This is a genomic window from Variovorax raffinosi (assembly GCF_051216615.1).
Classification (GTDB): domain Bacteria; phylum Pseudomonadota; class Gammaproteobacteria; order Burkholderiales; family Burkholderiaceae_C; genus Variovorax.
Genome location: NZ_JBPJZR010000001.1, coordinates 462,072 through 487,516 on the forward strand (window position 1 = coordinate 462,072; position 25,445 = coordinate 487,516).

Here is a 25,445-nt window from a genome sequence, read left to right on the forward strand (position 1 = left end):
ATGACCTTAACACAGGGTTTCTGCGCTGCAGCAATCGGGGTCAAAAGCCTTGAGAAAATAACGGTTCTCAAAAGACGGAACTTCCGGTCCTGCTGCAACTCATTAGCCGCCATCGGCGGCCAAGCCCACTCAATCGTCTTTGTCGACAAACGGGTTCGCCGAGCTCTTGAACTGGATCCGCAAGGGCGTACCCACAAGATCGAACTCCTTGCGAAAGCGCCCTTCGAGAAAGCGCTTGTACGCCTCGGTCACATGCTCCAGCGAATTGCCGTGAATGATGATCACGGGTGGATTCATGCCCCCCTGATGCGCATAGCGCAGCTTGGGACGGAACATGCCACCGCGCTTGGGTGCCTGGAACTGCACCGCTTCCAGCAGCAGCCGGGTCAGCACCGGGGTCGACATCTTGCGTGTGGCCGACTTGTGGGCCTGCGCAATCGCCTGCCAAACCGGGCCCAGCCCCTGGCGCTTGATGGCTGAAATGAAATGCAGCGCCGCAAACTTCAGGAACGGCAACCGGGTTTCGATCTGCCGCTGGATCTGCTCGCGCTGGTAGCTGTCGACCGCGTCCCACTTGTTGATGGCGATCACCACCGCGCGGCCGCTTTCGAGGATGTAGCCGGCGATGTGGGCGTCCTGGTCGGTCACGCCTTGTGTCGCATCGAGCAGCAGCAGCACGACGTTGGCCGATTCGATGGCCTGCAGCGTCTTGACCACCGAGAACTTCTCGATTGCCTCGAACACCTTGCCCTTGCGACGCAGACCCGCCGTGTCGATCAACTCGAAGTGCTGGCCATTGCGCTCGAACGGCACCGAGATGGCGTCACGCGTGGTGCCAGGCATGTCGAATGCCACCAGGCGCTCTTCGCCCAGCCAAGTGTTGATCAGCGTGGATTTGCCTACGTTGGGCCGCCCGGCCACCGCCAGCTTGATCGGCTTGTTGGCATCGTCCTCGTCCGTCTCGTCGTCGGGATCAGGGAGGTTCAGCGGCGCGAGGGCAAGCTCGACCAAGTCGCGCATGCCCTGCCCGTGCGCGGCAGACACGCCGTGCACATCGCCAAAGCCGAGTTCGTAGAAATCCACGAGCTTGGTGCCGTCGTGCATGCCTTCGGCCTTGTTGGCCGCCAGCACGCAGGGCTTGCCGAGCCGGCGCAGTTCATTGGCGATGTCGTGGTCTTGCGCAGAGAGGCCCTCTCGGGCATCCACCACGAAGATCACCACGTCGGCCTCGGCCACGGCCTGCCGCGTCTGCTTGGCCATTTCCTTGTAGATGCCGCTGCCCGCGTCGGGCTCGAAGCCGCCAGTGTCGATCACGATGAACTCGTGCTTGCCCAGGCGGCCATTGCCGTAATGGCGGTCGCGCGTGAGTCCGGCAAAGTCAGCGACGATGGCGTCGCGGGTCTGGGTCAGGCGATTGAACAGCGTCGACTTGCCGACGTTGGGACGCCCGACCAGGGCCACGACCGGCTTCATGGCCGGCCTTTCGATGGCGCGGTTTTCATGGTCGGGCCTTGCGAGTGAGAAAAGAAGAAATTATTCAGGGCGATAGCCAAACACGCCACCCTTGGCAGTCACGACCACAACCGTATTGCCGGCCATGACCGGCGCGACGGTGATGGCGGAGCCATCGGGCGTGACGCGATTGAGCAGTGCGCCGTCTTCGCGCGAAACGAAATGCAGGGAGCCGGTGTTCTCGCCAATGACGAGCGAACGGCCCACGGCCAGCGGCGATGTCAGGTCACGGTTCTTGAAGCGGGTCGATGCCCAGGCGCGTTCGCCGTCGGCACGGCGCCAGGCCACGACGCTGCCGTCGGTCTCGGTTCCGTAGACGAAGCTTTGGTCGCCGCCGACGCCATCCGCGCCCGAGGCCGGCTTGCTCCACACCAGCGCACCGCGCTGGGTTTCGACACAACCGACGCTGGCGTAGTACGCACGCGCGCAGACCGAGTCACCGACGCGGCTCACGCTGCCGGTCAGGTCGACCAGGCGTTCCACGTCGTTCGTGCCACGCGGCGCGGCGATGGGCGATTCCCAGCGCGAGGTGCCGTTGGCCGGGTTGATACCCACCAAGCGGCCACCGATGCCTGCCACGAGCGTGTCGCCCACGGCGATCAGCACGCCCGACTTGCGCAGCACGAGGTTTTCACCGGCGCGTTGCTGGATCCAGAGGCGACGACCGCTTTGGCCGTCCCAGGCGCTGATGCTGCGGTCGGCGGTCTGCACGAACACGCGGCGGCCAGCGACCAGCGGCGCAGTAAAGGCCTGCGCCGACAGCTTCTGCTTCCACAGGACCTTGCCGTTTTGGATGGCGACCAGCTCGTTGCCCGTGGTGACCACCGCGGCCATCGAGCCGTCGCTGCCGACGCCTGCGGCCAGCGGTGCACCAGCGTTGGCGCGCCAGGTTTCGCGACCGGCACGGGCGTCGATGGCAACCACGGTGCCGTCGCTGCCTGCCACGGTCACCGTGTCGCCGCTGACATCGGTGGTGAGCGGAAAGCCGACTTCGGAAATCTTCACCGTCCAGGCTTGGCGCACGCCGATCAGGGACGGGTTGGCGGGAAGCTCGGCCGGCTTCGGCTTGCTGGTGCCGGAACAGGCAGCCAGAAGTGCTACCAAAACAATAGCTGATCCCGCACGCAAGGCGGTCGATTCAGGCATGAAACGCTTGAAATTCATGATGCGGTCAGGGAGTTTTGGAGGCTGCGGGAGTGACAGTAACGACCGGTGCCAGGCTCTTCGGGTCGACACCGACCGCGTTGAGCTTGATCTCGATCAGGCGGCGATAGTCGGAGGCAGCGCCAAGGCCGGTCCAGGCCTTGCGGTATTCAAGCTGGGCTTCGTCGCGCTTGCCTTGGGCCAGGTAGATGTCGCCCTTGCGATCAGCCACCAGCGGTTCGAATTCCGTGGGCACCTTGCCGTCGAGTTGCTTGAGGGCTTCGTCGTACGACTTGCTGTCGAGCAGTTCAGCCGCAAGCCTCAACTTGGCAATCGCCTGGTAGCCCGGGTCGATGGCGCTCTGTGCCACCCAGCCCAGCGCAGCGCGCGATTCTTCGACCTTGCCCTTTTCGTACAACGTCTTGGCGACCAGCAGGCCGGCCTGCTGTGCGTAGGTCGTGCCGGCAAAGCGCTCCTTCATGTCACCCAGTACACGCTGGATGCGCTCGACGTCGCCGGACTGCGTGCTGCGCTCGACCTCGTCGTAGAGCGCCGCGGCCTGTGCAGCCTTGTTGCGCTGGAAGTATTGCCAGCCGTTCCAGGCCACGAAGGCACCGGCGACGAGCAGCACGACCCAGGTGATCAGGGTGCCGTAGGTATTCCAGAAATGCTTGAGCTGGTCGAGCTGTTCCTGTTCTTCGAGGTCGAGATGGGTTGCCATGCGCAGTCAGATGTTGGGAGCCGGCGATTGTAGGGTGGCGGCCCAGGTGGCCACTTCAGCAAGCGTTCGGGAAGTTTGCGCGCCGCTTCCGTCGCGCAGCGCCTTGAGAGTCACTTCACCGCGTGCAAGTTCATCTGCGCCGAAGATCAGGGCGTAGGTGGCGCCGCTGGCGTCGGCTTTTTTCAGTTGAGCCTTCAGGCTGCTGAGACCATCGGCTGTGGCTGCGTGCATCTGCACGCTGACACCGGCTTCACGCAATTGCTGGAGGATGCTCAATACCGTGGGCATTGACGCGGAGTCCGGCACCACTGCGTAAGCATCCGGCGCAGGGGCAGCGACCGCAGCGCCCTGCTCTTTCAGCAGGTCGAGCACGCGTTCAACACCAAGCGCCCAGCCGACGGCTGGTGCGGGCTTGCCGCCGATCTGCGCAATCAGGTCGTCGTAGCGGCCACCAGCGCAGACGGTGCCCTGCGAGCCAAGCCGATCCGTCACGAACTCAAAGACGGTGAGGTTGTAGTAGTCCAGCCCGCGCACGAGACGTGGGTTGATCGTGTAGGCGATGCCGTTGGCCTTGAGGATGGCTTGCACCCCCTCGAAGTGCGCAAGCGACTCCGCACCGAGAAAATCGATCAGCTTCGGCGCCGACTCGACCACGTCTTTCATCGCCGGGTTCTTGGTGTCAAGAATACGCAGCGGGTTGCTGTGCAGACGGCGCTTGCCATCCTCGTCGAGCTTGTCGGCGTGTTTCTCAAAGTGGGCGATGAGTTGGGCGCGGTGTTGTGCGCGCTCAGCCGGCTGCCCAAGACTGTTGAGTTCAAGGCGAACATCGTTCAGACCAATAGCCTTCCAGAGTGCGCTCGCCAACAGGATCAGCTCTGCGTCGACGTCGGGGCCCGCAAAGCCAAGCGCCTCGGCACCGATCTGATGGAACTGACGGAATCGGCCACGCTGCACGTTCTCCCGACGGAACATCGGGCCTGTGTACCAAAGCCGCTTGGGGCCCTCATACAGCATGTTGTGCTCGATCACCGCGCGCACGAGGCCCGCAGTGTTTTCGGGGCGCATCGTCAGATACTCGAACTTGCCGTTCTTGTCGGCGCGATCCTCGAAGGAGTACATCTCCTTTTCGACGATGTCCGTGACTTCACCGATGCCACGAACGAAAAGCGCCGTGCGCTCCAGGATCGGAGTACGGACGTTGCGGTACGCATAGCGCCCCATCAGGTCGCGCACGGTGGCTTCGAGCCACTCCCAACGCGCCGATTCGGGCGGCAATATGTCGTTCATGCCTTTGACGGCATTCAATTTTTCAGCCATGAGTCTGCGGAGGTGTCAGGCAGCGACGGCGTGTTCGCCGCCGAAGCGCTTTTCGATGTAGGTTTCGACGAGTTGATGGAACTCGTTGGCGATATTGTCGCCGCGCAGCGTGAGGGCCTTTTCGCCGTCGATGAAGACCGGCGCGGCGGGCGCTTCGCCCGTGCCGGGAAGGCTGATGCCGATGTCGGCGTGCTTGCTCTCGCCAGGGCCGTTGACGATGCAGCCCATGACGGCCACCTTCATCGTCTCGACGCCCGGATATTTCTTGCGCCAGACCGGCATCTGCATGCGCAGGTAGTCGTCGATCTGCTTGGCCAGTTCCTGGAAGGTCGTGCTCGTGGTGCGGCCGCAGCCCGGGCAGGCCGTGACGCTCGGCACGAAGATGCGCAGGCCCAGGGCCTGGAGGATCTCGGAAGCGATCACCACTTCCTGTGTGCGCGATTCACCCGGCTGCGGCGTGAGCGACACGCGGATCGTGTCGCCAATGCCCTCTTGCAGCAGGATCGACAGCGCCGTGGCCGAAGCCACCGTGCCCTTGGTGCCCATGCCCGCTTCGGTCAGGCCCAGGTGCAGCGGATAGTCGCAGCGCTTGGCAAGCTCGCGGTACACCGAGATCAGGTCTTGCACGCCGCTCACCTTGCAAGACAGGATGACCTGGTTGCCGGCCATGCCCATCGACTCCGCCAGCTTGGCGGACTCGATGGCCGAGGTGATCAGCGCCTCGTACATCACCTGCTTGGCGTCCCATGGCTCGGCACGCTGGCTGTTGATGTCCATCAGGCTGGCAAGCAGTTCCTGGTCGAGGCTGCCCCAGTTCACGCCGATGCGCACCGGCTTGTTCCAGCGCATCGCGGCATCGATCATCTGGCCGAACTGGCGATCGTGCTTGTCGCCCTTGCCGACGTTGCCGGGGTTGATGCGGTACTTGCTCAGCGCCTCGGCGCAGGCCGGATAGTCAGTCAGCAGGCGGTGGCCGTTGTAGTGGAAGTCGCCGATCAGCGGCACGTCGATGCCCATGCGATCGAGCTGCTCGCGGATGTAGGGCACCTGCGCCGCCGCTTCGGGCGTGTTGACGGTGATGCGCACCATCTCCGAACCGGCAATGGCCAGTTCCTTGATCTGGATGGCCGTGCCGATGGCGTCGACCGTGTCGGTGTTCGTCATCGACTGCACGCGCACAGGCGCATCGCCGCCGACAGTGACGACACGCGGGCCCCAGGCCACGCTGGCCTGGCGCGAACGGCGCGCCTTGGGCGCCGCCGATTCAATAGGTTGGGGAGTGCAGTCGGTCACGATGTCACCTCGAAACGCGCCACGCCGCCACCGCGGGTGACAGGCTTCAGATCGTAGGCTTTTCCGCGCACCTGCACATCGACAGCCGACGCGCGGCCGACAACGACAGACAGCGGCAGCGTGCCCGAGAGCCCGACCGTTTCGCCGGCCTTCAGGCTGCGGCGCAGCAACTGCTTGCCGCCGGCTTCGGTCACGGTGATCCAGCATTCTTCGCGTGCGACGAAAACAAGCTGCTGGCTGCTGCTCTCGGCAGGGGCCACGGACGCGGCCAAGGCGGGTGCCGGCGTCATCGCAGCATTGGCGTTGGCCGTCGCAGCAGGGGTATCGCCTGCAGGCGCGCTCGGCGCCACGGCCTGCGCGGGACCGGTCTCGGCAACCACGCCGGGAGCACCGGAAGGCTGGCCATTTGCGGAAGGCTCGGTCGTCGAGCCCGCATCGGACTCACCACGCGCGGTCAGGCGCGACACGGAAGCACCGATCTGATCGAACACCGACTGCGGCAGCCAGAACAGCGCACCCGCGCCCACCAACAGCAGCACCACGACCGTCAACAGTGCGCGCGACGGCAGCCCGCTGGAGCGGCCGCTGCTGTTCCAGCGCGGCGTTCCCGAAGTGATGTTCGTCTTGATCGTGCGATCGGCCACAGCCAGCGACACCTTGTGCGTGCTGGGCAGCTTCGCGAGCACCGGCGCGGGGTCGATGCGCAGTGCGCGACAGACGCTGCTGGCCAGTGCGCGGGCGAAGACCGGATCGGGCAGCGAGGCAATGTCGTCCGCCTCGAGCGCCAGGAGCTTTTGCGGCGGCACCTTCAGCGCGGCCGCCACCATCTCGATGTGCAGGCCATGGGCCTCGCGTGCCTCGCGAAGCATGTCGCCGGCCGTCTTGTGCGTGATGTCGCCTTCCTCGAGCGGCTGCGCCGCGGAAGTGCCGAACTCCGAAACCCGATCAGTCATTGAAATTCCCGCGCTCGTACGCTGATGCCTCCCGCGACTGGGGGAAACGTCGCTGTAGTTGGCCTCCCAACTGTGCAACGGCCTCGCGGTTGTTGAGCTTTCGCTCGATCTTGATGCCGAGCCAGAGCGTCTCGGCACTGGCCGAGGGGCTGTTGTTGACACGGCGGATGTAGAACTGCGCGCGAGACCATTCTTCGCGCTGCGCGAGCACCGAGGCCAGGTTGAAGCCGACCACCGGGTTGCCGGCGTCGATCTCGTAGGCCTGCATCAGGCTGCGCTCTGCCTGCGGGCGCAAGCCGGCCTTGAGCTCGCACACGCCCTGCGTCATCAGCGTCTTGGCGCGGTCGGTGTAGCTGGGCACCGCGAGTGCTTCAGTGAACTGCTGCGCCGCGTCGCCATAGCGGTTCTGCTGGCACAGCAGCCAACCGTAGTTATGGCGGATGTTGGGGTCGCGCGGATTGATGGCGATGGCACGGCGGAAGCTGTCTTCGGCCATGCCGGCATCTTCGAGCCGCATGTAGACCAGGCCGCGCAGGTTGTAGGCGTCGGCGTAGTTCGGGTCGGCGACCAGTGCCTGCTTGATCTCGTCGAGGGCCACGGTGGTCTGGCCGTTCTGGAAATAGCCGGAGGCGAGCTCCATGCGCAGGCGCGCACGGCGCTGCCGGCTGGTCTCGTCAGACTCGGTCACGATCTCCGTGCCCTTGCCCGAACTGCTGTCGGCCAGACTGGTGGTGGTGGTCCGCGTGTTGACGCAGCCCGCGAGCAGAAACGCCACGGCGACGCCGGCAAAGCTTGCGGCCAGCATTCGCTGCGCGCTTGCGGTCGTCATCGGAAAGGCCATGCTCATTGCGTCAATGCTCCTGGGGGGGCGGTCTTGCGGACCGGATGCAAAACAATGGGACGCTCGGTGGTCGCACGGCGCTGGGCCATGCGCTCGGCCGCGCGGGTGCGGTCCTTGACGTCGCCGGCGAGCTGCCCGCAGGCGGCATCGATGTCGTCGCCGCGCGTCTTGCGCACGGTCGTCACGAGGCCGGCTTCGCTCAGCGTCTTGGCGAATGCCAGCACGCGCGGTTGCGGTGAGCGCAGCAAGCCCGAGGCCGGAAACGGATTGAACGGGATCAGGTTGAACTTGCACGACACGCCATGCGTGCGCACCAGCTCGACCAGTTGCTTCGCATGCTCGGGCTGGTCGTTCACGCCGTCGAGCATGCAGTACTCGAAGGTGATGAAGTCGCGCGGTGCGTGCGCCAGATAGCGCTTGCAAGCTTCGAGCAGTTCGGCAATCGGGTACTTGCGATTGAGCGGCACGAGGTCGTCGCGCAGCGCATCGTTGGGCGCATGCAGCGACACGGCCATGGCCACCGGACAATCGGTGCCCAGACGGTCGATCATGGGCACGACGCCGGAAGTCGACACGGTGACCCGGCGGCGCGACAGGCCGTAGGCGTTGTCGTCGAGCATGGTGCGCAATGCAGGCACCAGCGCCGAGTAGTTCTGCAGCGGCTCGCCCATGCCCATCATCACCACGTTGGAGATGACGCGCTCGGTACGCTTGAGGTGCTTGCGAAGGAAATGTTCGGCAAACCACAGCTGGGCGACGATTTCGCCCGTGCTGAGGTTGCGGCTGAAGCCCTGATGCCCGGTCGAGCAAAAGCGGCAACCGACCGCACAGCCGGCCTGAGACGACACGCACAAGGTGCCGCGGTCGTCTTCAGGAATGAATACGGCTTCGACGGCATTGCCATCGCCTACGTCGAACAGCCACTTGATCGTGCCGTCCTTGGATTCGTGCTGCGTGAGAACCGGCAAGGCCTCGACGCGCGCGGTGGTGGCGAGTTTCTCGCGCAGCGACTTGGCCAGATCGGTCATCTGGGTGAAGTCGCTCGCGCCACGCTGGTGAATCCAGCGAAACAGTTGCGTGGCGCGAAATTTCTTCTCGCCGAGTTTTTCGCAGAACGCGGCCAGCCCCTCGAGATCGAATTCGAGCAGGTTGGCCGTGGTCATGGAATCAGTCGGCAAACAGCTTCAGCGTGCGTAGACGTTGAGGCCGGCGAAGAAGAACGAGATTTCGTTCGCGGCGGTTTCAGCGGCGTCCGAGCCGTGCACGGCGTTGGCGTCGATGCTGTCGGCGAAGTCGGCGCGAATGGTGCCGGCGGCGGCCTTCTTCGGATCGGTGGCGCCCATCAGGTCACGGTTCTTGAGGATGGCGTTTTCGCCTTCGAGCACTTGCACGAACACGGGGCCCGAGATCATGAACTCGACCAGGTCCTTGAAGAAGGGACGCTCCTTGTGCACCGAGTAGAACTGTTCGGCTTCGTTGCGCGACAGGTGCACCAGCTTGGCGGCGATGATCTTGAGGCCGGCAGCCTCGAAGCGGGAAACGATCTTGCCGATGACGTTCTTGGCGACGGCGTCGGGCTTGATGATGGAGAGGGTACGTTCGATAGCCATTGAAATGCTTTCTGAGCTTTGATTTTGAAGTGTTTTGTCACAACTGCAACGAGTTTGTTGCGTCGCATATCGACAAAGCCTTTGATTTTAACCGGCGCAGCCCCCGGGATTGGTGAAAACCCCGCGAAAGGCCGCGCTGTAACGGCTGGCTTTCAGCGCCCGCGACGGCGTCCGCCGCCTTGGCCACCCTGGCCGCCGAAGCCACCACCACCGCCGCCGCTACGACGGCCGCCTGGGCCGCCGCGCTGCTCCTTGCGCTGGCGCGAGAAGCTGTCGGCACCGATGTAGCCCAGCGAGGTCTTCATCGGATCGGGCTGGTTGGCACCGCTCGGCTGACTGCCGTCACCCTGCTGACGATTACCCCCGCCTTGCTGGCGATTGCCGCCACCGTTGCCACGACGCGCCTGTCCTTGCGGAGGCCCGCCATTGCCGCCTCCGCGATTGGCACGGCCACCACGGTCGCCGCGCGGCGGGCGACCATCGCCCAATGGACTCGGAATTGGCGCCTCGCGCCCCTCGTCGCGCGAATCACGCATCTCGCGCGGCTGCCCGCCACCCGGCTGACCGCCGTTGCGGCCGCCACGGCGCTTCTTGTTGCGGCCGTTGCGGCCACCACCTTCGGGACCACCCGGGCCACGCTGCGGCGGCCCCTCAGGGCGTGCAGCCGCACCGCCGGAAGCCTGGAACAGCGCACGGATGTCGCGCTCGTCGAGCTCCATCCAGGCACCGCGCTTCAGGCCACGCGGCAGCACCATCGCGCCATAGCGGATACGGATCAGCCGGCTGACCGCATGGCCCACCGACTCGAACAGCCGGCGCACTTCGCGGTTGCGGCCTTCGGAAATGGTCACGCGGTACCAGCAATTCGAGCCTTCGCCACCGCCCTCTTCGATCGTGCCGAACTGGGCCATGCCGTCTTCGAGGCGAACGCCTTCCAGCAGCTTTTTCTTCTCTTCGCTGCTGAGCGCACCCAGCACCCGCACCGCGTATTCACGCTCCAGGCCGAAGCGCGGATGCATGAGCTGGTTGGCCAGATCGCCGGAGCTGCTGAACAGCAGCAGGCCTTCGGTGTTCAGGTCGAGCCGGCCGACCGATTGCCACTTGCCCTGCTGCAGGCGCGGCAGTTTGCGGAACACGGTGGGCCGGTTCTGCGGATCGTCGTGCGTCACCACTTCGCCCACGGGCTTGTGATACGCGATCACGCGCGGCGGTGGCGGTGCGATCCGGTAGCGGATCGGCTTGCCGTTGATCTTGACCTGGTCGCCGTACTGGATTCGCTGGCCGATGTGCGCCGGCTCGTTGTTGACCGAGATGCGGCCCTGGAGGATCAACGCCTCCATTTCGAGTCGCGAGCCGAGACCCGCCTGCGCAAGCACCTTGTGCAGCTTGGGCGAGTCGGCTTCGGGGAGCAGCACGCGCTTGAGCGGCGGCACCTCGGGGCTTTCTTCGTCGGCGTCGAACTGACCCGAAATGACATCGGCAAAGCGGATCGGCTCGGGCGGGAGCGCATTGCGCTGCTCGCGGTCGGCGGCGCGGCGTGCGCGGTCGAGGTCGTCCTCTTCCTCGTCTGGCTCTTCTTCGTCCTCGTCGTCGCCATCGCCCTGATCGTCCCGGCTGTAGCGATCGCTATCTTCCGCACGGGGCGCCTGGCGCGCCGCTTCGACGGGCGCGGGGGCGTGAACCACCTCAGGCGTTTCGTCGACGACGACCGGGGCCGCGGCAACCGCCACGAGCTCGATCACTTCGGGAGCCTCGGCGATTGGCGCAGCCTCCGACGCAACCACGGCTCCGTCGGCAACGGATTGCTCCACCGGTTTCTTCTTGCGCGGGGCACGCGGCTTCTTGGGCTCTTCCGCCTCCACCGGCGCAACGGCTTCAGGCGCTACCGATTCGATAGCGCCATCCGCAGCCTTCTTGGACGTGACCGCCCTTTTCTTCTTCTTGACTTCGGGCTCGACCGGCAGCATTGCCGCGTCGTCGGTGTCGGATGGGCTCATGAGGTTTTTCCGGGAGAAACTGCGTGGGGATCGACCTCGTCCGTGGACGCGGTGTCGGGTTTTGGCTCTGGCTCCGTCTGGAACTCTGGCTCTGAAGCGGGCTCGGCTTCCGGTGCCGGATCGGGCTGCGCAAGGGGTTCGGCAGACGACTCAGCACCAGAAGGGGCCTCGGCGGCGTCGGGCGCTGCGGCGTTTTCGGCAACCTGCGCCTGCGCGGCTTCGATGACTTCGGGCGCGGCCTCGACAACCACCGCGGGCGCATCCCCCGGCTCTTTGTCTTCCTGCGCCACAGGAGGCTGCTCTTCTTCAGTCGCAATGTCCATGGGCAGGTCGGCCTGCTCGCCCGACGCCCGCTCGAGCGCATCGACCAGGGCGGCCTGCTGCGCCGGTGTTTCGATCAACGGAAGCTGGTCGAGCGACGCAAGGCCCAGGTCGTCGAGAAACTGCCGCGTGGTGGCATAGAGCCCCGGCCGGCCGACCGTTTCACGGTGGCCGATGACTTCGACCCAGCCGCGATCCTCAAGCTGCTTGAGGATCAGCGAATTGATCGTGACGCCACGGATGTCCTCCATGTCGCCGCGCGTGGCCGGCTGACGGTAGGCAATGATGGCCAACGTCTCGAGCGCGGCGCGCGTGTAGCGCGGTGGCTTCTCGGGGTGCAGGCGATCGAGGTGGTCGCGCATCTCGGGCCGGCTCTGGAAGCGCCAGCCGCTGCCGACGCTCACAAGCTCCAGGCCGCGTTGCGCCCAGTCTTCCTGCAGTTCTAGCAACAGCACCTTGATGGTGTCCACGCCCAGCTCGTCGTCAAAAAGCACGCGCATGTCGCGCACCGGCAGCGGCTGGCTCGAACAGATCAAGGCGGTTTCAAGAATGCGCTTGGCATCCGCCGTATTCATGGTTCGCGTTATCCGGGAAAAGGCGTCTGGTGGACGCTGGCTCACAAGGATGAAAGGAGGAGGCGCTGCCGGCACTTGGCGAATGCAACGCGGGGCCGGCATCGAGGGCCGGCGAGGCCCTCGGGCCGTCAGGCGCGATTGTAGTCCAGCCCCCAGGACTGCAAAGCCTGGGCAAGGTCGGGCGGCGGCGGCGAGCGGAACTCCATCGGCGCTTGCGTGACGGGATGCACGAAGGCCAGCCTGAAGGCATGGAGCGCCTGGCGTGCCATGCCGACAGCCGGTGCGCCGCCATAAAGCGCGTCGCCGACCAGCGGATGGCCGATGGACGCCATGTGCACGCGGATCTGATGCGTACGACCGGTTTCGAGCGTGCAACGCACCGCGCAGCCATCGGCATGGCTGTCCAGGCGCTCGATCAGCGTGCGCGCGGTCTTGCCCGGATGGCGCTCCAGGTCGACCACGGCCATGCGCAGCCGGTTGCGCGGATCACGGCCGATGGGCGCATCGACCTGCCGGGCGGCGGCGCCGACCCACGGCTTGTGCCCCATCGCCAGATACTGCCGCTTGACCTCGCGCGCGGCGATCAGCGCCACCATGGCATCCATGGCGGCCCGCGTCCGCGCCACGACCATCAGCCCGCTGGTGTCGCGATCGAGCCGATGCACGATGCCGGCGCGCGGCAGCAACACGGCCTTCGGGTCCAGCGCCAGCAGGCCGTTCAGCAGCGTGCCGCTCCAGTGACCCGGCGCCGGATGCACGACCAGCCCGGCCGGCTTGTCGATGATGCGCAGGTGCTCGTCTTCGTGCACCGTGACAAGGTCCATCGCCTCGGGACGAAAGGCCTGGCTCTGGGGCGTAGGCCGCAATTCGATGCGGCCGGCCTGCCCTGCCTTCACGGTGGCCGAGACCTTGGTGAGCGTGCGCCCTTGCAACTCCACCGCGCCGGCCTCGATCAATTGCTGCAGGTAGCTTCGGGAAAACTCGGGCACCAGCGCGGCGAGCGCGCGGTCCAGCCGCTGGCCGTGCTGGGCCGGGTCCACGACGAAGGGTCGCAGCTCGCTGGGCTCGATCGGGTCGGCGCCTTCCTCGTGTTCGGACGCCTCCACGATCTCAGGGGTATTGCCCGAAGGGCCGGTCGATATAATTGAGGGCAACTGTTTCACGAAAGCCGTATGTGATGTTTCGCGCCAAATTATCGGTCCCCACCTGGATCGCGCTCGGCTTAGCGGCTGTGCTTGCAGCCGGCTGCTCTTCCACCAAGGAAGACAAGACCGCCGGCTGGAGTCCCAACCGCATCTATTCCGAAGCCAAGGACGAGTCCGGATCGGGCGCCTACGACAAGGCCGTGCCGCTCTACGAAAAGCTCGAAGGCCGTGCAGCCGGCACGCCGCTCGCACAGCAGGCCCAGCTGGAAAAGGCTTACGCCCAGTACAAGTCGGGCGAAAAGGCGAACGCCATCGCCACCATCGACCGTTTCATGAAGTTGCACCCGGCCAGCCCGGCCCTGGACTACGCGCTCTACCTCAAGGGCGTGATCAACTTCAATGACGACCTCGGCATGTTCGCATTCCTGACGCGCCAGGATCTGTCCGAGCGCGACCAGAAGGCCGCCAAGGAATCGTTCGAGTCCTTCAAGGACCTCGTGACGCGCTTCCCCGATTCGCGCTATGCGCCCGATTCGCGCCAGCGCATGAACTACATCGTGAACTCGCTGGCTCAGTACGAAGTTCACGTGGCCCGCTACTACTACTCGCGCGGCGCCTACCTGGCCGCCATCAACCGCGCGCAGATCGCGCTGGCTGACTACCGCGAAGTGCCGGCGCTCGAAGAAGCCCTGTACATCATGGTCAAATCGTACGACGCCCTGGGCATGAAGGAACTGCGCGACGACGCGCAACGCGTGCTGACCAAGAACTACCCGCAGAGCACGTACCTCGCGAACGGCTTCCGCGGCAAGGACGATCCTTGGTGGAAGGTCTGGTAAGACGAGCTTTCCGGCTCTTCGCTACCCACTCATCCTCGCGTCCCGACGCGTAACGCCAAAGCCTCCCAACGGGAGGCTTTGGTGCTTTTGCGGCTAGCTCTTGAGCGCCTCCAGCGCTGCATTGAAGTCCGACTCGCTGTCCAGACGGCGCATTGGCGGCAGCGCCGCCAGCAACCGGCGCCCATAGCCCATCGCGACCAGGCGCGTATCGCAGATCGCCAGCACGCCACTGTCGGTCTCGCGTCGAATCAACCGCCCTGCCCCCTGCTTCAACGCCACGGCCGCCTCGGGCAGCGAATAGTCGCTGAAAGAGCTGCGCCCCTGGGCTTCGAGGCGCTGCGAGCGCGCCTCGACCAGCGGATCGTTCGGCGGCGGGAACGGCAGCTTGTCGATCACCACCAGTTGCAAGGCGTCGCCCGGCGCATCGAAACCTTCCCAGAACGAAGCCGACGCCACCAGTACACAGCCCGCCCGCCCCGCGCTTGCGCCTTCACGAAAACGATCCATGAGCACACGCTTGGGCAGCTCGCCCTGCACCAGCACTTCGGGCCTCGCCTCCGCTTCGAGCAATTCGAACCGCTGCTTCATCGCATCGCCGATGGTGCGCAAGGCGCGCAGCGTGGTCGTCAGCACTAGTGTCCGACCGCCCAGTTCGGCGGCGCCATGCGCGGCCAGTTCGGCGACGCGCTGGCTGTGCGCCGGATCGTTGGGTTTCGGAAAAGCACGCGGCACATAGAGCGAAGCCTGCGAGGCGTAGTCGAACGGGCTCTGCACACGCAGCACCTCTGCATCGTGCAGGCCGCAGGGCTCGGTGAACCAGCGCAAGGTGGGTTCGTCGCCCAGCGTGGCCGAAGTAAAAACCCAGGCGCGACCGCCATCCTCCTGCACCGGCTCATCGCGCTCTATCTCTTCGCCATAGGCGTCGACCTCGGCCTCGACCTGCGTCTCGGCGATCTTGAGCACGCGCTTGCGCATGGCCTCGGCGATGTCGAGCGGCGACTCGATCAGCCGCAGTTGCGAACCCACATCGACCCAGCGCACCGAGTCGACCTCGCAGGGCAGTGCGAAACGCGCCGTGCGCTTCGCGAGTTGCCGCGCCCGCTCGTGCAGCCGCACGAAATCGGGGGAAATTTCACTGACGGTATCGAGCCCTTCGGCCGCCAGCTCGAAAGAGTGCTGCAGGTCATCGAGCGACTGTTGCCAGGCATCGGGATCGATCCCTTCCGGCGAAGGCCCCAGCCAGCGCAGCTTGGCACCGGGCCACTGCTTGCCGACCACCAGCCGCAACTCGCGCGCGGCGCGCTCGACCCCAGCAACCAGTTGCTGCCAGTCGACCAGCCCCCGCGCATGCTGCAAGCCGGCGCCGAGCATGTCGCGCGCAAAGTCGAGCGCCTGCCCGCTGCCGAGCTGTGCGCCGAGGAACTGCACGCCGGTTTCGTTGAGCTGATGGGCCTCGTCGAACACCACCACACTCACGGTCGGCAGTAGCTCCGCCATGCCGGTCTCGCGCACCGCGAGGTCGGCAAAGAACAGGTGGTGGTTGATGACCACGATGTCGGCCGCCAGCGCCTCGCGCCGGGCCAGATTGACGTGGCAAGGCTTGAACTGCGGGCATTGCGCGCCCAGGCAGTTCTCGCGCGTCGATGTGATCAACGGAATCAGCGGCGAGCGCTCATCGAGCCCCGGCAGCTCGGCCAGGTCGCCCGTGCGCGTGGCCTTCGACCATTGCTCGATCTTGGCCAGCGTACGCAGGCTGCCGCGCTCCGGCAGCGATGCGTCATGGCGCGCCGTGTCCAGGCGGTGCAGGCACAAGTAACTGCCGCGCCCCTTGAGCAGCGCCGTGCGCACCGGCAAGCCGAAAGCCTCGACCAGCCTGGGCAGGTCACGGCCGAACAACTGGTCTTGCAGCGTCTTGGTGGCGGTCGACAGCAGCACTCGCTCGCCGCTCAACAAGGCCGGCACGAGGTACGAAAAAGTCTTGCCCACGCCGGTGCCCGCTTCGACCACCAGCACGCCGCCCTGGTCGATGGTGCGGGCGACCGCCATTGCCATTTCGGTCTGGCCCGAACGTTCGCGGAATTGATCGGCGGCGCGCGACAGCACGCCGTCGAGCGCGAAGGCGTCGCGCACCTTGTCTTCGAGGCTTTCGGTCACGCAGGTTCTCTCGGGTCGAGCAAGTTTTCGACGCGCGTGATCTGGTCGCGCAACGCAAGGCGGCGCTTTTTCAGGCGCCGCAGCAAAAGCTCGTCTTGTGGCGACGCCTCGGCCAAGCGGTCGATGGTGGCATCGAGATCGGCATGCTCGATGCGCAGCTCGATCAGTTGGCGGGAAAGGGAATGAAGATTGGAGTCCAACGGTGGGGAGCGAACGCGGGGTTTTCGCGGCGCATGTTCATTCGATAATACGTCCTGACTCGAATCTTCGAGAAGACAGAAAAACGCGCCTCAGGCGCACACGCCTCATGACTCAAGGCTTTCGACTCGCAGCGGCCACGGGACTCCACAAGGGTGACCGCCCCTACCAGCAAGACCAGGTGCTGATGATGAGCCACCCCCGCATACCCGGCTGCGTGCTGGGTGTCGTGGCCGATGGCATGGGCGGACGCAGCGGCGGACGCAAGGCGTCCGACCAGGTGCTGATGACGGCGCGCCAGCTCTTCACGCGCTACCAGCCCGGCCGCGACAACCCCGAGGCCATGCTCAAGCAGATGCTGGAAGACTCGCACACGGTGATCAAGCTCACCGCCATTTCGAGCGAACAGGAACCGCACAGCACGCTGGCCGCCTTCCTGATGAACCCGAAGGGCGATTGCGCGTGGATTCATGCGGGCGATTCACGCATCTACCACTTCCACGACGGCCAGCTCATCAAGCGCACGCGCGACCATTCGTATGTGCAGGCGCTGATCGATCGCGGCCAGATCAGTGAAGCCGAGGCCAACATCCACCCGCAGGGCAACATCCTGCTCGGCTGCCTGGGCATGACGACCACGCCGCCGCCCGTCGATCCGCACTACATTCCCAAGCTGGAATCGGGCGACGTGTTGATGGCGTGCAGCGACGGGCTCTGGCACTACTTCAGCCCCGAGGAACTGGCGAGCGTGCTCTATGCACAGCCACCGCGCGATGCGGTTGAAATCCTGGTGGGAGAAGCGCGCCGCCGGGCTCGTGGCACCGGCGACAACATCTCGATTGCCGTCCTGAAGCTCGACGCGCTCCCGGCTGCGGCCTGACCGGCCTGCTGCGCCTTCAGCGCGCAGGCGACGAAGCGGCCGGTGCCGGTGGCAACGGCGCACCGCGCGGCTTGGTGCGGTTGGCGTTCTGCCGCTCGCGGCTGGCCCGGTGTTCCTCCGCGCGCTTTTGCTTGCTCTCGTACTGCTGCACGGCAGTCGGCGCCTCGGCGCGGCGTTGCGCGGCCTTGGCCTGCTCGTCGGCATTCGCCTTTTGCTTGGACTCGAACTGGCGCTGGCGCTCGGCATCCGTCCCGGCCGCATTGGCCCGGCTGGTCGCATGGTCGGCGGCCCGCTGCTCGCGCTCTTTCTGGTTCTGGACCGACTGGTCCCGCTTCTCGGGCGAATCTTCCGAACGCGGCGTGCTCGCCTTCTGGTCGAGCTTCTGCAGCTCGGCGGCGCCGCTGCGCTGTCGCTGGATGTCGTTGATGGCGGTTTCCTGCCGCTTGATGTTGGCGGTTTCCGTGCGCCGACGGTCACGGCTCTCGCGCAGGCAGTCTTCGACCGCGAACTTCTTGTAGCAAGCAACCCGCTCCTGCACGAAACGCTGTTCGATGGCCGCCCGCTCGGCAGACAGCCTGCGGCGTTCGGCTTCGAGGTCGGCACTGCCCGAAGCCGCATTGGACTGCGCCCAGAGCGGAAGGCTGGCCAGTGTCATCAGCAGGGCAAGAGCGATTTTTTTCATGTGAGTCGGGTGTCGACGATGCGTCGTTCGAGGGCAAGAAACTCGCTCGACTGCATTTCAGTGAGCCGGGAAACCGTGCGCGGAAACTCGTGCGCCAGCGGGCCCTCGGTGTACAACGCCTCCGGCGGAACCTCGGCCGACATGATGAGCTTCACGCGGCGGTCGTACAAGACGTCGATCAGCCAGGTGAAACGACGTGCTTCAGAGGCCATGCGCACCGGCATGTGCGGCACGTCGGACAGCAGCACCGTGTGGAACTGGCTGGCAATCTCAAGGTAGTCGTTCTGCGAGCGCGGCCCGCCGCACAGCGTCTTGAAGTCGAACCAGACCACGCCGCCGGCCTTGCGCCGGGCACGGATCTCGCGCTGCTCGATGTGCAGCACCGGGTTTTCGTCGGCCGTTTCGGCCAGCTTGTCGAAGGCCTTGCGCATTTCCTTTTCGGACGCCGCATCGTTGGGCGTGAGGTACATGCGCAGTTGCTCGAGCGTGCGGCGCCGGTAGTCGGTGCCGTTGTCCACGCTCAGCACTTCGAGCTTTTCATTGAGCAACGCAATCGCGGGCAGGATGCGGTCGCGATGCAGCCCGCCGGGATACAGGTCGTCGGGCTTGAAATTGGAGGTGGTGACAAAGCCCACGCCGTTCTCGAACAGCGACACCAGCAGCCGATGAAGAATCATCGCGTCCGTGATGTCCGCCACGTGGAACTCGTCGAAGCAGATCAGCTTGTAGCGCTTGGAAATGCGCAGCCCCAGCTCGTCGAGCGGGTTGACGGTGCCCTGCAGCTCGCGCAGTTCGCGGTGCACTTCGCGCATGAACTCGTGAAAGTGCAGGCGCGTCTTGCGCCGCAGCGGCACGGCGTTGAAGAACAGGTCCATCAGGAAGCTCTTGCCCCGCCCGACGCCACCGTACATGTAGACGCCGCGCGGCAGCTCGGGCCGGTTGATGAACTTCTTCAGCGCATTGGAGCGCTGGGCCTTGTACTCGGCCCATTCGTTGGCGCAGCGATCCAGCGCCTCCACGGCACGCAGTTGCGCGGGATCGCTGTGGAACCCGCGCGCAGCGAGTTCCGCCTCGTAGGCCTGTTTGACGCTGGTCAAGAGATCAGAAGTTCAGCGTGCGCTTGTCGACCGCCAGAGCCGCTTCCTTCGTGGCTTCCGACAGCGACGGATGGGCGTGGCAGATGCGCGCGATGTCTTCGGCGCTGGCCTTGAATTCCATCGCCACCACGGCTTCGGAGATCAGTTCGCTGACCTGCGGGCCCACCATGTGCACGCCCAGGATCTCGTCGGTCGCGGCATCGGCCAGGAACTTGACCATGCCGGTCGTGTCGCCCAGCGCGCGTGCGCGGCCGTTCGCCAGGAACGGGAAGGTGCCGGCCTTGTAGGCACGGCCTTCGGCCTTGAGCTGCTGCTCGGTCTGGCCGACCCACGCGATTTCGGGGTGCGTGTAGATCACCCAGGGAATCGTGTTGAAGTTGACATGACCGTGCTGGCCGGCAATGCGCTCGGCCACGGCAACGCCCTCTTCCTCGGCCTTGTGCGCCAGCATCGGGCCGCGCACCACGTCGCCGATGGCCCACACGTTCGGCAGGTTGGTCTTGCAGTCGCCGTCGACGGTGATGGCACCGCGTTCGTCGAGCGCCAGGCCCACGGCATCGGCCGCCAGGCCGATGGTGTTGGGCACGCGGCCGATCGACACGATCAGCTTGTCGACGTCCAGCACCTGGGCCTCGCCCTTGGCGTTGGTCCAGGCGATCGAGACGCCCTTCTTGCCCGACTTGATCTCGCCGACCTTCACGCCCAGTTCGATCTTCAGGCCTTGCTTGTCGAAAGCCTTCTTGGCTTCCTTGGCGATCTGCTCGTCCACCGCGCCCAGGAACGTGGGCAGCGCTTCGAGCACCATCACTTCGGAGCCGAGGCGGCGCCACACCGAACCCATTTCGAGGCCGATCACGCCCGAGCCGATCAGCGCGAGCTTCTTGGGCACGGTGCCGATGCGCAGTGCACCGTCGTTCGAGAGGATGTTTTCTTCGTCGAAGGCCGCACCCGGCAGCGCGCGGGCATTGGAGCCCGTGGCCACGATGATGTGCTTGCCGACGATGGTTTCTTCGGCGGCGCCAGCCACCTTGATCTCGTAGCCGCCTTCAGCGGCCTTCACGAACGAGCCACGGCCGTGGAACGACGTGATCTTGTTCTTCTTGAACAGGTAGGTGATGCCGTCGTTGTTCTGCTTCACGACCTGGTCCTTGCGGGCCAGCATCTTGGCAGTGTCGATCGACAGGCCCGACACGTTGATGCCGTGGTCCGCAAAGCCGTGGCCAGCATGCTCGAAGTGCTCCGACGATTGCAGCAGCGCCTTCGAGGGAATGCAGCCGACGTTGGTGCAGGTGCCGCCGAGTGCGGGGCCGCCCTTGGCGTTCTTCCACTCGTCGATACAGGCCACGTTGAAGCCCAGTTGCGCCGCACGGATCGCGGCGATGTAACCGCCGGGGCCGCCGCCGATGACGATGACGTCGAATTGTTTGGTGGTCATTTGATTCCCGAAAATTTAGTGATGAATGCCCCGCACCATCTCGATGTGCGGTATTCCGTCTTCGTCGTAGGGCTCGCCCACTTTGGTGAAGCCTGCCGACTCATACAACTTCTGCAGGTACGCCTGCGCGCCGATCCGCAGCGCTGCGTTCGGCCAGAACCCGTTCGCATGCAGGAGGCCCCTTTTCAGGAGCTCCTGCCCGATGCCCTGGCCGCGCCAGGCGGAGCCCGTCAGCACGCGTCCGATCGAGGCTTCCTCGTACGACACGCCCGGCGGCAGGAGCCGCAGGTACGCGGCCAATTGCGGCCGACCCTGCTGTGCATCGTCCATTGCGAAGAGGTGGTGGGCCTGCGTGTCCTTGCCGTCCGGATCGAGGTACACGCAGCGCTGCTCCACGACAAAGACCTCGCTGCGCGCCGACAGAATCGCGTAGAGCTCCGACGCCGTCAAAGCGTCGAAAGGCTTGCAATACCACTCCATCGGCAGCGCGCGTGGATCAGATGTCGAACAGCAGGCGCGACGGATCTTCCAGCGCTTCCTTCATGGCGACCAGGCCCAGCACGGCTTCGCGGCCGTCGATGATGCGGTGGTCGTAGCTCATGGCCAGGTAGTTCATCGGGCGGATGACGATCTGGCCGTTTTCCACCACGGCGCGGTCCTTGGTGGCGTGCACGCCGAGGATGGCCGACTGGGGCGGGTTGATGATCGGCGTCGAGAGCATCGAGCCGAAGGTGCCGCCGTTCGAGATCGAGAACGTGCCACCGGTCATGTCTTCGATGCCCAGCTTGCCGTCTTGCGCCTTCTTGCCGAACTCGGCGATCTTCTTCTCGATGTCGGCAAAGCTCATCTGGTCGGCATTGCGCAGGATCGGCACCACCAGGCCACGGGGCGAGCCGACAGCGATGCCGATGTCGAAGTAGCCGTGGTACAGGATGTCGTTGCCGTCGACCGATGCGTTGATCACCGGGTACTTCTTGAGCGCGTGCACCGCGGCCTTCACGAAGAAGCTCATGAAGCCGAGCTTGACGCCGTGTTCCTTGGTGAACGCGTCCTGGAACTTCTTGCGCAGGTCCATGACCGGGGCCATGTTCACTTCGTTGAAGGTCGTGAGGATGGCGTTGGTCGATTGCGATTGCAGCAGGCGCTCGGCGATGCGGGCGCGCAGGCGGCTCATCGGCACGCGCTGTTCCGGGCGCTCGCCCAGATCCGGCGCGCCAGTCGATGCGGCAACTTGCGGCAGCGCGGGCTTGGCAGCCGGCACGGCAACCGTGGCGGCAGGCTTGGCACCCGAAGCGACCGCGCCGAGCACGTCGCCCTTGGTGACGCGGCCGTCCTTGCCGGTGCCGGCAACGTCGCTGGTCTTCAGGTTGTTGTCAGCCAGCAGCTTGGCGGCGGCAGGCATGGCCACGTCGGCCTTCGAACCGCCGGTGGCGGCTGCGGCGGCTGCCGGAGCAGCAGCAGCCGGTGCGGCAGCGGGGGCTGCTGCTGCCGGTGCGGCGGCCGAAGCCTTGCCTTCGGTGTCGATTTTGGCGATCAGCTGATCGGCCACCACGGTGGCGCCATCAGGCTGCACGATCTCGGCCAGCACGCCGGCCGAAGGGGCCGGCACTTCGAGCACGACCTTGTCGGTCTCGATCTCGATCAGGATTTCATCGACGGCGACGGCATCGCCGGCCTTCTTCTTCCAGGTGAGCATGGTGGCTTCGGCCACGGATTCGGAAAGCTGGGGGACTTTGACTTCTACGATAGACATTTGGAGTGAGCTCCGTTTTGTTCTTGAAGGTGTTCGTGTGAAAAGGGACGGGTTTTACTTGGTCAGCACGAAGCCCTTGAGCTTGCCAAATGCGCCATCGACGAGCGCCTTCTGCTGTTCCTGATGCAGGTGCGAGTAGCCCACCGCCGGCGATGCCGAAGCGGCACGGCCGGAATAGCCGAGCTTCTGGCCTTCCTGCATGTTCTCGTGGATGTAGTGCTGCACGAAGAACCAGGCGCCCTGGTTCTGCGGTTCGTCCTGGCACCACACCACGTCGACGAGGTTCGGGTACTTCTTGATCTCGGCGGCAAACGCCTTGTGCGGGAACGGATAGAGCTGCTCGACGCGGATGATCGCCACGTCGTCGGTACCTTGCTCTTCGCGCTTCTTGGCCAGGTCGTAGTAGACCTTGCCCGAACAGGCGACCAGGCGCTTGACCTTCTCGGCCTTCAGGCCCTTGCTGTCCGGAATGACCGTCTGGAAGCTGCCCTTGGTGAACTCGGCCAGCGGCGAGGTCGCGTCCTTGTTGCGCAGCAGCGACTTGGGCGTGAGGATGATCAGCGGCTTGCGCAGGTTGCGCACCATCTGGCGACGCAGCACGTGGAAGATCTGGCTGGCCGTGGTCGGCTGCACCACTTGCATGTTCGTGTCGGCACTCAGTTGCATGAAGCGCTCCAGGCGTGCCGAGCTGTGCTCGGGGCCCTGGCCTTCGTAGCCGTGCGGCAGCATCATGGTCAGGCCGTTGACGCGGCCCCACTTCACTTCGCCCGAGGCGATGAACTGGTCGATCACCACTTGTGCGCCGTTCACGAAGTCGCCGAACTGCGCTTCCCAGATGACCAGCGTGTTCGGGTCGTTCGAGGCGTAGCCGTATTCGAACGCGAGCACGGCTTCTTCCGACAGGATCGAGTCGATGACGACGAACGGCGCCTGGTTTTCAGCGACGTTCTGCAGCGGCGTGTAGGTGCCGGTGTCGAACTTCTCACGGTTCTGGTCGTGCAGCACGGCGTGGCGGTGCGTGAACGTGCCGCGGCCGGAGTCTTCGCCCGACAGGCGAACCGGGTAGCCGCTGGCCACCAGCGAGGCGAAGGCCATGTGCTCGCCCATGCCCCAGTCGACGTTCACGTCGCCGCGGCCCATGGCGGCGCGATCGTCCAGCACCTTCTTCACGAGCGGGTGCACCGTGAAGCCTTGGGGCGGGGTGGTGATCTTCTCCGCTAGGCGCTTCCACTCGGTGGAGGGAATGGCGGTGTCGCCGGCGTCGGTCCACTTCTTGTTGAGGTACGGGCTCCAGTCGACGGCGTACTTGCTCTTGAAGTTGGTGAGCACGGGGTCGACCGTGTTCTTGCCTTCGTCGAAAGCCGCGCGCTGCGCCTTCACCATGTCGTCGCCGAGCGTGTCGCCCAGGCCTTGAGCAGCCAGCTTGTCGGCGTACAGCTTGCGCGTGCCGGGGTGCTGGGCGATCTTCTTGTACATCAGCGGCTGGGTGAGCGAAGGCGTGTCCTGCTCGTTGTGGCCCAGCTTGCGGAAGCAGATGATGTCGACGACCACGTCCTTCTGGAATTCCATGCGGAAGTCCAGCGCGAGCTGGGTGGCGAGCACCACGGCTTCGGGGTCGTCACCGTTCACGTGCAACACCGGTGCCTCGATCATCTTGACGATGTCGGTGCAATACAGCGTCGAGCGGCTGTCGCGCGGGTCGCTGGTGGTGAAGCCGATCTGGTTGTTGATGACGATGTGCACCGTGCCGCCGGTGGAGTAGCCACGGGTTTCGGCCAGCGCCAGCGTTTCCATCACGACGCCCTGGCCTGCGAAGGCGGCGTCGCCGTGCACGATCACGGGCAGCACCTGCTTGCCCAGCGGGTCGGCGCGGCGGTCCATGCGGGCGCGCACCGAGCCTTCGACCACGGGGTTCACGATTTCAAGGTGCGAGGGGTTGAACGCAAGGCTCAGGTGCACCGGGCCGCCGGGGGTGGTCACGTCCGAGCTGAAGCCCTGGTGGTACTTCACGTCGCCGCTGGGCAGTTCTTCGGGGGCGGTGTGGTCGAACTCGGCGAACAGGTCGGCCGGCATCTTGCCGAGCGAGTTGACCAGCACGTTCAGGCGGCCGCGGTGGGCCATGCCGATCACGATTTCCTGCACGCCGTTGATGCCGGCCTGGTTGATCAGTTCGTCCATCGCGACGATGAAGCTTTCGCCGCCTTCGAGCGAGAAGCGCTTCTGGCCGACGTACTTGGTGTGCAGGAAGCGCTCGAGGCCTTCGGCTGCGGTCAGGCGGTTGAGCACGTGCTTCTTCTGCTCTGCGCTGAGCTTCGGATTGGTGCGGGCGCCTTCGAGCCGCAGTTGCCACCAGCGCTTGTGGTTCTGGTCGGTGGTGTACATGTACTCGGCACCCATCGTGCCGCAGTACGTTTCGCGCAAGGCGTTGAGCAGATCGCGCAAGGACATGGTGTCCTTGCCGAAGAATGTGTTGCTGGTGTTGAACACCGTCTCGAGGTCGGCATCGGTGAAGCCGTAGAACGAGGGTTCGAGTTCCGGAATGGCGGGACGCTCGGCGCGCTTGAGCGGGTCGAGGTCGGCCCAGCGGGCGCCGACATTGCGGTAGGCGGCAATCAGCTGCTGGACGGCGGTGCGCTTGCGGCCGAGTTCGGAATCGGCGCCGCTGGCCTGCACCACCTTGGTCGTGCCCTGCTTCGCGCGTTCGGCGAAAGCATTGATGACCGGCAGGTGGGGGACGTCGCGGGTGTTGCTGCCGTCGGCAGCGGGCACGTTCTGCAGGGCGTCAAAATACGAACGCCAGTTGTCAGGCACGCTGCCGGGGTTGGAGAGGTAGTTTTCGTACATCTCTTCGACATAGGGCGCATTGCCGCCGAAGAGGTATGTGTTGCCTTGATAGGCGGTGTACGCCGATGGCGTCGATGAATCGCTCATGATCCGCTGACCTTCGCTTCCCTGAGGGAAGCACTAGCTGGTTTAAGA

Annotated in this window: 22 protein-coding genes; 2 read left to right on the forward strand and 20 right to left on the reverse strand. The window is 65.2% G+C overall.

The window, feature by feature from the left end:
* Window positions 1-129: 129 nt before the first annotated feature.
* The 12 genes from der to ACSFB7_RS02270 all read right to left on the reverse strand — a co-directional run bounded on the left by der (window position 130) and on the right by ACSFB7_RS02270 (window position 13,437).
* On the reverse strand, window positions 130-1,473 hold the full coding sequence (der, locus tag ACSFB7_RS02215; RefSeq protein WP_435466631.1) for a ribosome biogenesis GTPase Der: 1,344 nt from the start codon (window positions 1,471-1,473) through the stop codon (window positions 130-132).
* A gap of 60 nt (window positions 1,474-1,533) precedes the next feature.
* Window positions 1,534-2,676 carry an outer membrane protein assembly factor BamB gene (gene bamB, locus ACSFB7_RS02220; protein WP_435466633.1) on the reverse strand — a complete coding sequence of 381 codons (1,143 nt, stop codon included), beginning with the start codon at window positions 2,674-2,676 and terminating at the stop codon, window positions 1,534-1,536.
* Window positions 2,677-2,683: 7 nt separating this feature from the next.
* A complete protein-coding gene (locus ACSFB7_RS02225) occupies window positions 2,684-3,376 on the reverse strand; it encodes a YfgM family protein (protein WP_435466635.1) in 693 nt (230 codons plus the stop codon).
* Window positions 3,377-3,382: 6 nt separating this feature from the next.
* Window positions 3,383-4,693, reverse strand: coding sequence for a histidine--tRNA ligase (hisS, locus tag ACSFB7_RS02230; protein WP_435466637.1), 1,311 nt, complete (start codon window positions 4,691-4,693; stop codon window positions 3,383-3,385).
* Between the two features lie 15 nt (window positions 4,694-4,708).
* On the reverse strand, window positions 4,709-5,986 hold the full coding sequence (gene ispG, locus ACSFB7_RS02235) for a flavodoxin-dependent (E)-4-hydroxy-3-methylbut-2-enyl-diphosphate synthase (RefSeq protein WP_435466639.1): 1,278 nt from the start codon (window positions 5,984-5,986) through the stop codon (window positions 4,709-4,711).
* Window positions 5,983-6,939, reverse strand: a complete 957-nt coding sequence (locus ACSFB7_RS02240) for a helix-turn-helix domain-containing protein (protein ID WP_435466641.1) — start codon at window positions 6,937-6,939, stop codon at window positions 5,983-5,985. Before ACSFB7_RS02240 ends, ispG begins: the two co-directional genes overlap by 4 nt.
* The gene (pilW, locus tag ACSFB7_RS02245) at window positions 6,932-7,786 is read right to left on the reverse strand and encodes a type IV pilus biogenesis/stability protein PilW (RefSeq protein WP_435466643.1); all 855 of its coding nucleotides are present in this window, start codon (window positions 7,784-7,786) and stop codon (window positions 6,932-6,934) included. The genes ACSFB7_RS02240 and pilW overlap by 8 nt, the downstream gene beginning before the upstream one ends.
* Complete coding sequence (gene rlmN, locus ACSFB7_RS02250; protein WP_435466645.1) at window positions 7,783-8,943, reverse strand: dual-specificity RNA methyltransferase RlmN; 1,161 nt, start codon at window positions 8,941-8,943, stop codon at window positions 7,783-7,785. The genes pilW and rlmN overlap by 4 nt, the downstream gene beginning before the upstream one ends.
* Before the next feature lie 21 nt (window positions 8,944-8,964).
* On the reverse strand, window positions 8,965-9,390 hold the full coding sequence (gene ndk, locus ACSFB7_RS02255; RefSeq protein WP_435466647.1) for a nucleoside-diphosphate kinase: 426 nt from the start codon (window positions 9,388-9,390) through the stop codon (window positions 8,965-8,967).
* Between the two features lie 152 nt (window positions 9,391-9,542).
* A complete protein-coding gene (locus ACSFB7_RS02260) occupies window positions 9,543-11,387 on the reverse strand; it encodes a pseudouridine synthase (RefSeq protein WP_435466649.1) in 1,845 nt (614 codons plus the stop codon).
* On the reverse strand, window positions 11,384-12,283 hold the full coding sequence (gene scpB, locus ACSFB7_RS02265; RefSeq protein WP_435466651.1) for an SMC-Scp complex subunit ScpB: 900 nt from the start codon (window positions 12,281-12,283) through the stop codon (window positions 11,384-11,386). The genes ACSFB7_RS02260 and scpB overlap by 4 nt, the downstream gene beginning before the upstream one ends.
* Window positions 12,284-12,411: 128 nt before the next feature.
* Entirely contained in the window at window positions 12,412-13,437 is a 1,026-nt protein-coding gene (locus ACSFB7_RS02270) for an RluA family pseudouridine synthase (protein ID WP_435468048.1), read from the reverse strand.
* A gap of 23 nt (window positions 13,438-13,460) precedes the next feature.
* Here ACSFB7_RS02270 and ACSFB7_RS02275 point away from each other — a divergent pair, with 23 nt between their 5' ends.
* The gene (locus ACSFB7_RS02275) at window positions 13,461-14,267 is read left to right on the forward strand and encodes an outer membrane protein assembly factor BamD (protein WP_435466653.1); all 807 of its coding nucleotides are present in this window, start codon (window positions 13,461-13,463) and stop codon (window positions 14,265-14,267) included.
* A gap of 93 nt (window positions 14,268-14,360) precedes the next feature.
* Here the strand turns inward: ACSFB7_RS02275 and ACSFB7_RS02280 are convergent, their stop codons facing one another.
* Together ACSFB7_RS02280 and ACSFB7_RS02285 are read right to left on the reverse strand one after the other, a co-directional pair.
* A complete protein-coding gene (locus ACSFB7_RS02280; RefSeq protein WP_435466655.1) occupies window positions 14,361-16,421 on the reverse strand; it encodes a DNA repair helicase YoaA in 2,061 nt (686 codons plus the stop codon).
* Window positions 16,418-16,621 (reverse strand): DUF465 domain-containing protein, encoded by a 204-nt coding sequence (locus tag ACSFB7_RS02285; RefSeq protein ID WP_306878395.1) that lies wholly within the window; start codon window positions 16,619-16,621, stop codon window positions 16,418-16,420. The genes ACSFB7_RS02280 and ACSFB7_RS02285 overlap by 4 nt, the downstream gene beginning before the upstream one ends.
* Window positions 16,622-16,728: 107 nt before the next feature.
* On the opposite strand from ACSFB7_RS02285, the gene ACSFB7_RS02290 reads away from it, so the two are divergent.
* The gene (locus tag ACSFB7_RS02290; protein ID WP_435466658.1) at window positions 16,729-17,499 is read left to right on the forward strand and encodes a PP2C family protein-serine/threonine phosphatase; all 771 of its coding nucleotides are present in this window, start codon (window positions 16,729-16,731) and stop codon (window positions 17,497-17,499) included.
* A 16-nt stretch (window positions 17,500-17,515) separates the two neighbouring features.
* Here the strand turns inward: ACSFB7_RS02290 and ACSFB7_RS02295 are convergent, their stop codons facing one another.
* The 6 genes from ACSFB7_RS02295 to ACSFB7_RS02320 are packed head-to-tail and all read right to left on the reverse strand — an operon-like array spanning window position 17,516 to window position 25,397.
* Entirely contained in the window at window positions 17,516-18,181 is a 666-nt protein-coding gene (locus ACSFB7_RS02295) for a hypothetical protein (RefSeq protein WP_435466659.1), read from the reverse strand.
* Window positions 18,178-19,278 carry a cell division protein ZapE gene (zapE, locus tag ACSFB7_RS02300; protein WP_435466661.1) on the reverse strand — a complete coding sequence of 367 codons (1,101 nt, stop codon included), beginning with the start codon at window positions 19,276-19,278 and terminating at the stop codon, window positions 18,178-18,180. Before zapE ends, ACSFB7_RS02295 begins: the two co-directional genes overlap by 4 nt.
* A 4-nt stretch (window positions 19,279-19,282) precedes the next feature.
* A complete protein-coding gene (lpdA, locus tag ACSFB7_RS02305; protein WP_435466663.1) occupies window positions 19,283-20,713 on the reverse strand; it encodes a dihydrolipoyl dehydrogenase in 1,431 nt (476 codons plus the stop codon).
* Window positions 20,714-20,728: 15 nt separating this feature from the next.
* The gene (locus ACSFB7_RS02310) at window positions 20,729-21,193 is read right to left on the reverse strand and encodes a GNAT family N-acetyltransferase (RefSeq protein ID WP_435466665.1); all 465 of its coding nucleotides are present in this window, start codon (window positions 21,191-21,193) and stop codon (window positions 20,729-20,731) included.
* A gap of 16 nt (window positions 21,194-21,209) precedes the next feature.
* Window positions 21,210-22,466 (reverse strand): 2-oxoglutarate dehydrogenase complex dihydrolipoyllysine-residue succinyltransferase, encoded by a 1,257-nt coding sequence (odhB, locus tag ACSFB7_RS02315; protein WP_435466667.1) that lies wholly within the window; start codon window positions 22,464-22,466, stop codon window positions 21,210-21,212.
* A 54-nt stretch (window positions 22,467-22,520) separates the two neighbouring features.
* Entirely contained in the window at window positions 22,521-25,397 is a 2,877-nt protein-coding gene (locus ACSFB7_RS02320) for a 2-oxoglutarate dehydrogenase E1 component (protein ID WP_435466669.1), read from the reverse strand.
* Between the last annotated feature and the right edge of the window lie 48 nt (window positions 25,398-25,445).

Excerpts from the sequence above, each read along its gene's own strand:
- der (WP_435466631.1), bottom strand. The coding sequence starts at position 1,473 with ATGAAGCCGGTCGTGGCCCTGGTCGGGCGTCCCAACGTCGGCAAGTCG.
- bamB (WP_435466633.1), bottom strand. The coding sequence starts at position 2,676 with ATGAATTTCAAGCGTTTCATGCCTGAATCGACCGCCTTGCGTGCGGGA.
- ACSFB7_RS02225 (WP_435466635.1), bottom strand. The coding sequence starts at position 3,376 with ATGGCAACCCATCTCGACCTCGAAGAACAGGAACAGCTCGACCAGCTC.
- hisS (WP_435466637.1), bottom strand. The coding sequence starts at position 4,693 with ATGGCTGAAAAATTGAATGCCGTCAAAGGCATGAACGACATATTGCCG.
- ACSFB7_RS02240 (WP_435466641.1), bottom strand. The coding sequence starts at position 6,939 with ATGACTGATCGGGTTTCGGAGTTCGGCACTTCCGCGGCGCAGCCGCTC.
- pilW (WP_435466643.1), bottom strand. The coding sequence starts at position 7,786 with ATGAGCATGGCCTTTCCGATGACGACCGCAAGCGCGCAGCGAATGCTG.
- rlmN (WP_435466645.1), bottom strand. The coding sequence starts at position 8,943 with ATGACCACGGCCAACCTGCTCGAATTCGATCTCGAGGGGCTGGCCGCG.
- ndk (WP_435466647.1), bottom strand. The coding sequence starts at position 9,390 with ATGGCTATCGAACGTACCCTCTCCATCATCAAGCCCGACGCCGTCGCC.
- ACSFB7_RS02260 (WP_435466649.1), bottom strand. The coding sequence starts at position 11,387 with ATGAGCCCATCCGACACCGACGACGCGGCAATGCTGCCGGTCGAGCCC.
- scpB (WP_435466651.1), bottom strand. The coding sequence starts at position 12,283 with ATGAATACGGCGGATGCCAAGCGCATTCTTGAAACCGCCTTGATCTGT.
- ACSFB7_RS02275 (WP_435466653.1), top strand. The coding sequence starts at position 13,461 with ATGTTTCGCGCCAAATTATCGGTCCCCACCTGGATCGCGCTCGGCTTA.
- ACSFB7_RS02290 (WP_435466658.1), top strand. The coding sequence starts at position 16,729 with ATGACTCAAGGCTTTCGACTCGCAGCGGCCACGGGACTCCACAAGGGT.
- ACSFB7_RS02295 (WP_435466659.1), bottom strand. The coding sequence starts at position 18,181 with ATGAAAAAAATCGCTCTTGCCCTGCTGATGACACTGGCCAGCCTTCCG.
- lpdA (WP_435466663.1), bottom strand. The coding sequence starts at position 20,713 with ATGACCACCAAACAATTCGACGTCATCGTCATCGGCGGCGGCCCCGGC.
- ACSFB7_RS02310 (WP_435466665.1), bottom strand. The coding sequence starts at position 21,193 with ATGGAGTGGTATTGCAAGCCTTTCGACGCTTTGACGGCGTCGGAGCTC.
- odhB (WP_435466667.1), bottom strand. The coding sequence starts at position 22,466 with ATGTCTATCGTAGAAGTCAAAGTCCCCCAGCTTTCCGAATCCGTGGCC.
- ACSFB7_RS02320 (WP_435466669.1), bottom strand. The coding sequence starts at position 25,397 with ATGAGCGATTCATCGACGCCATCGGCGTACACCGCCTATCAAGGCAAC.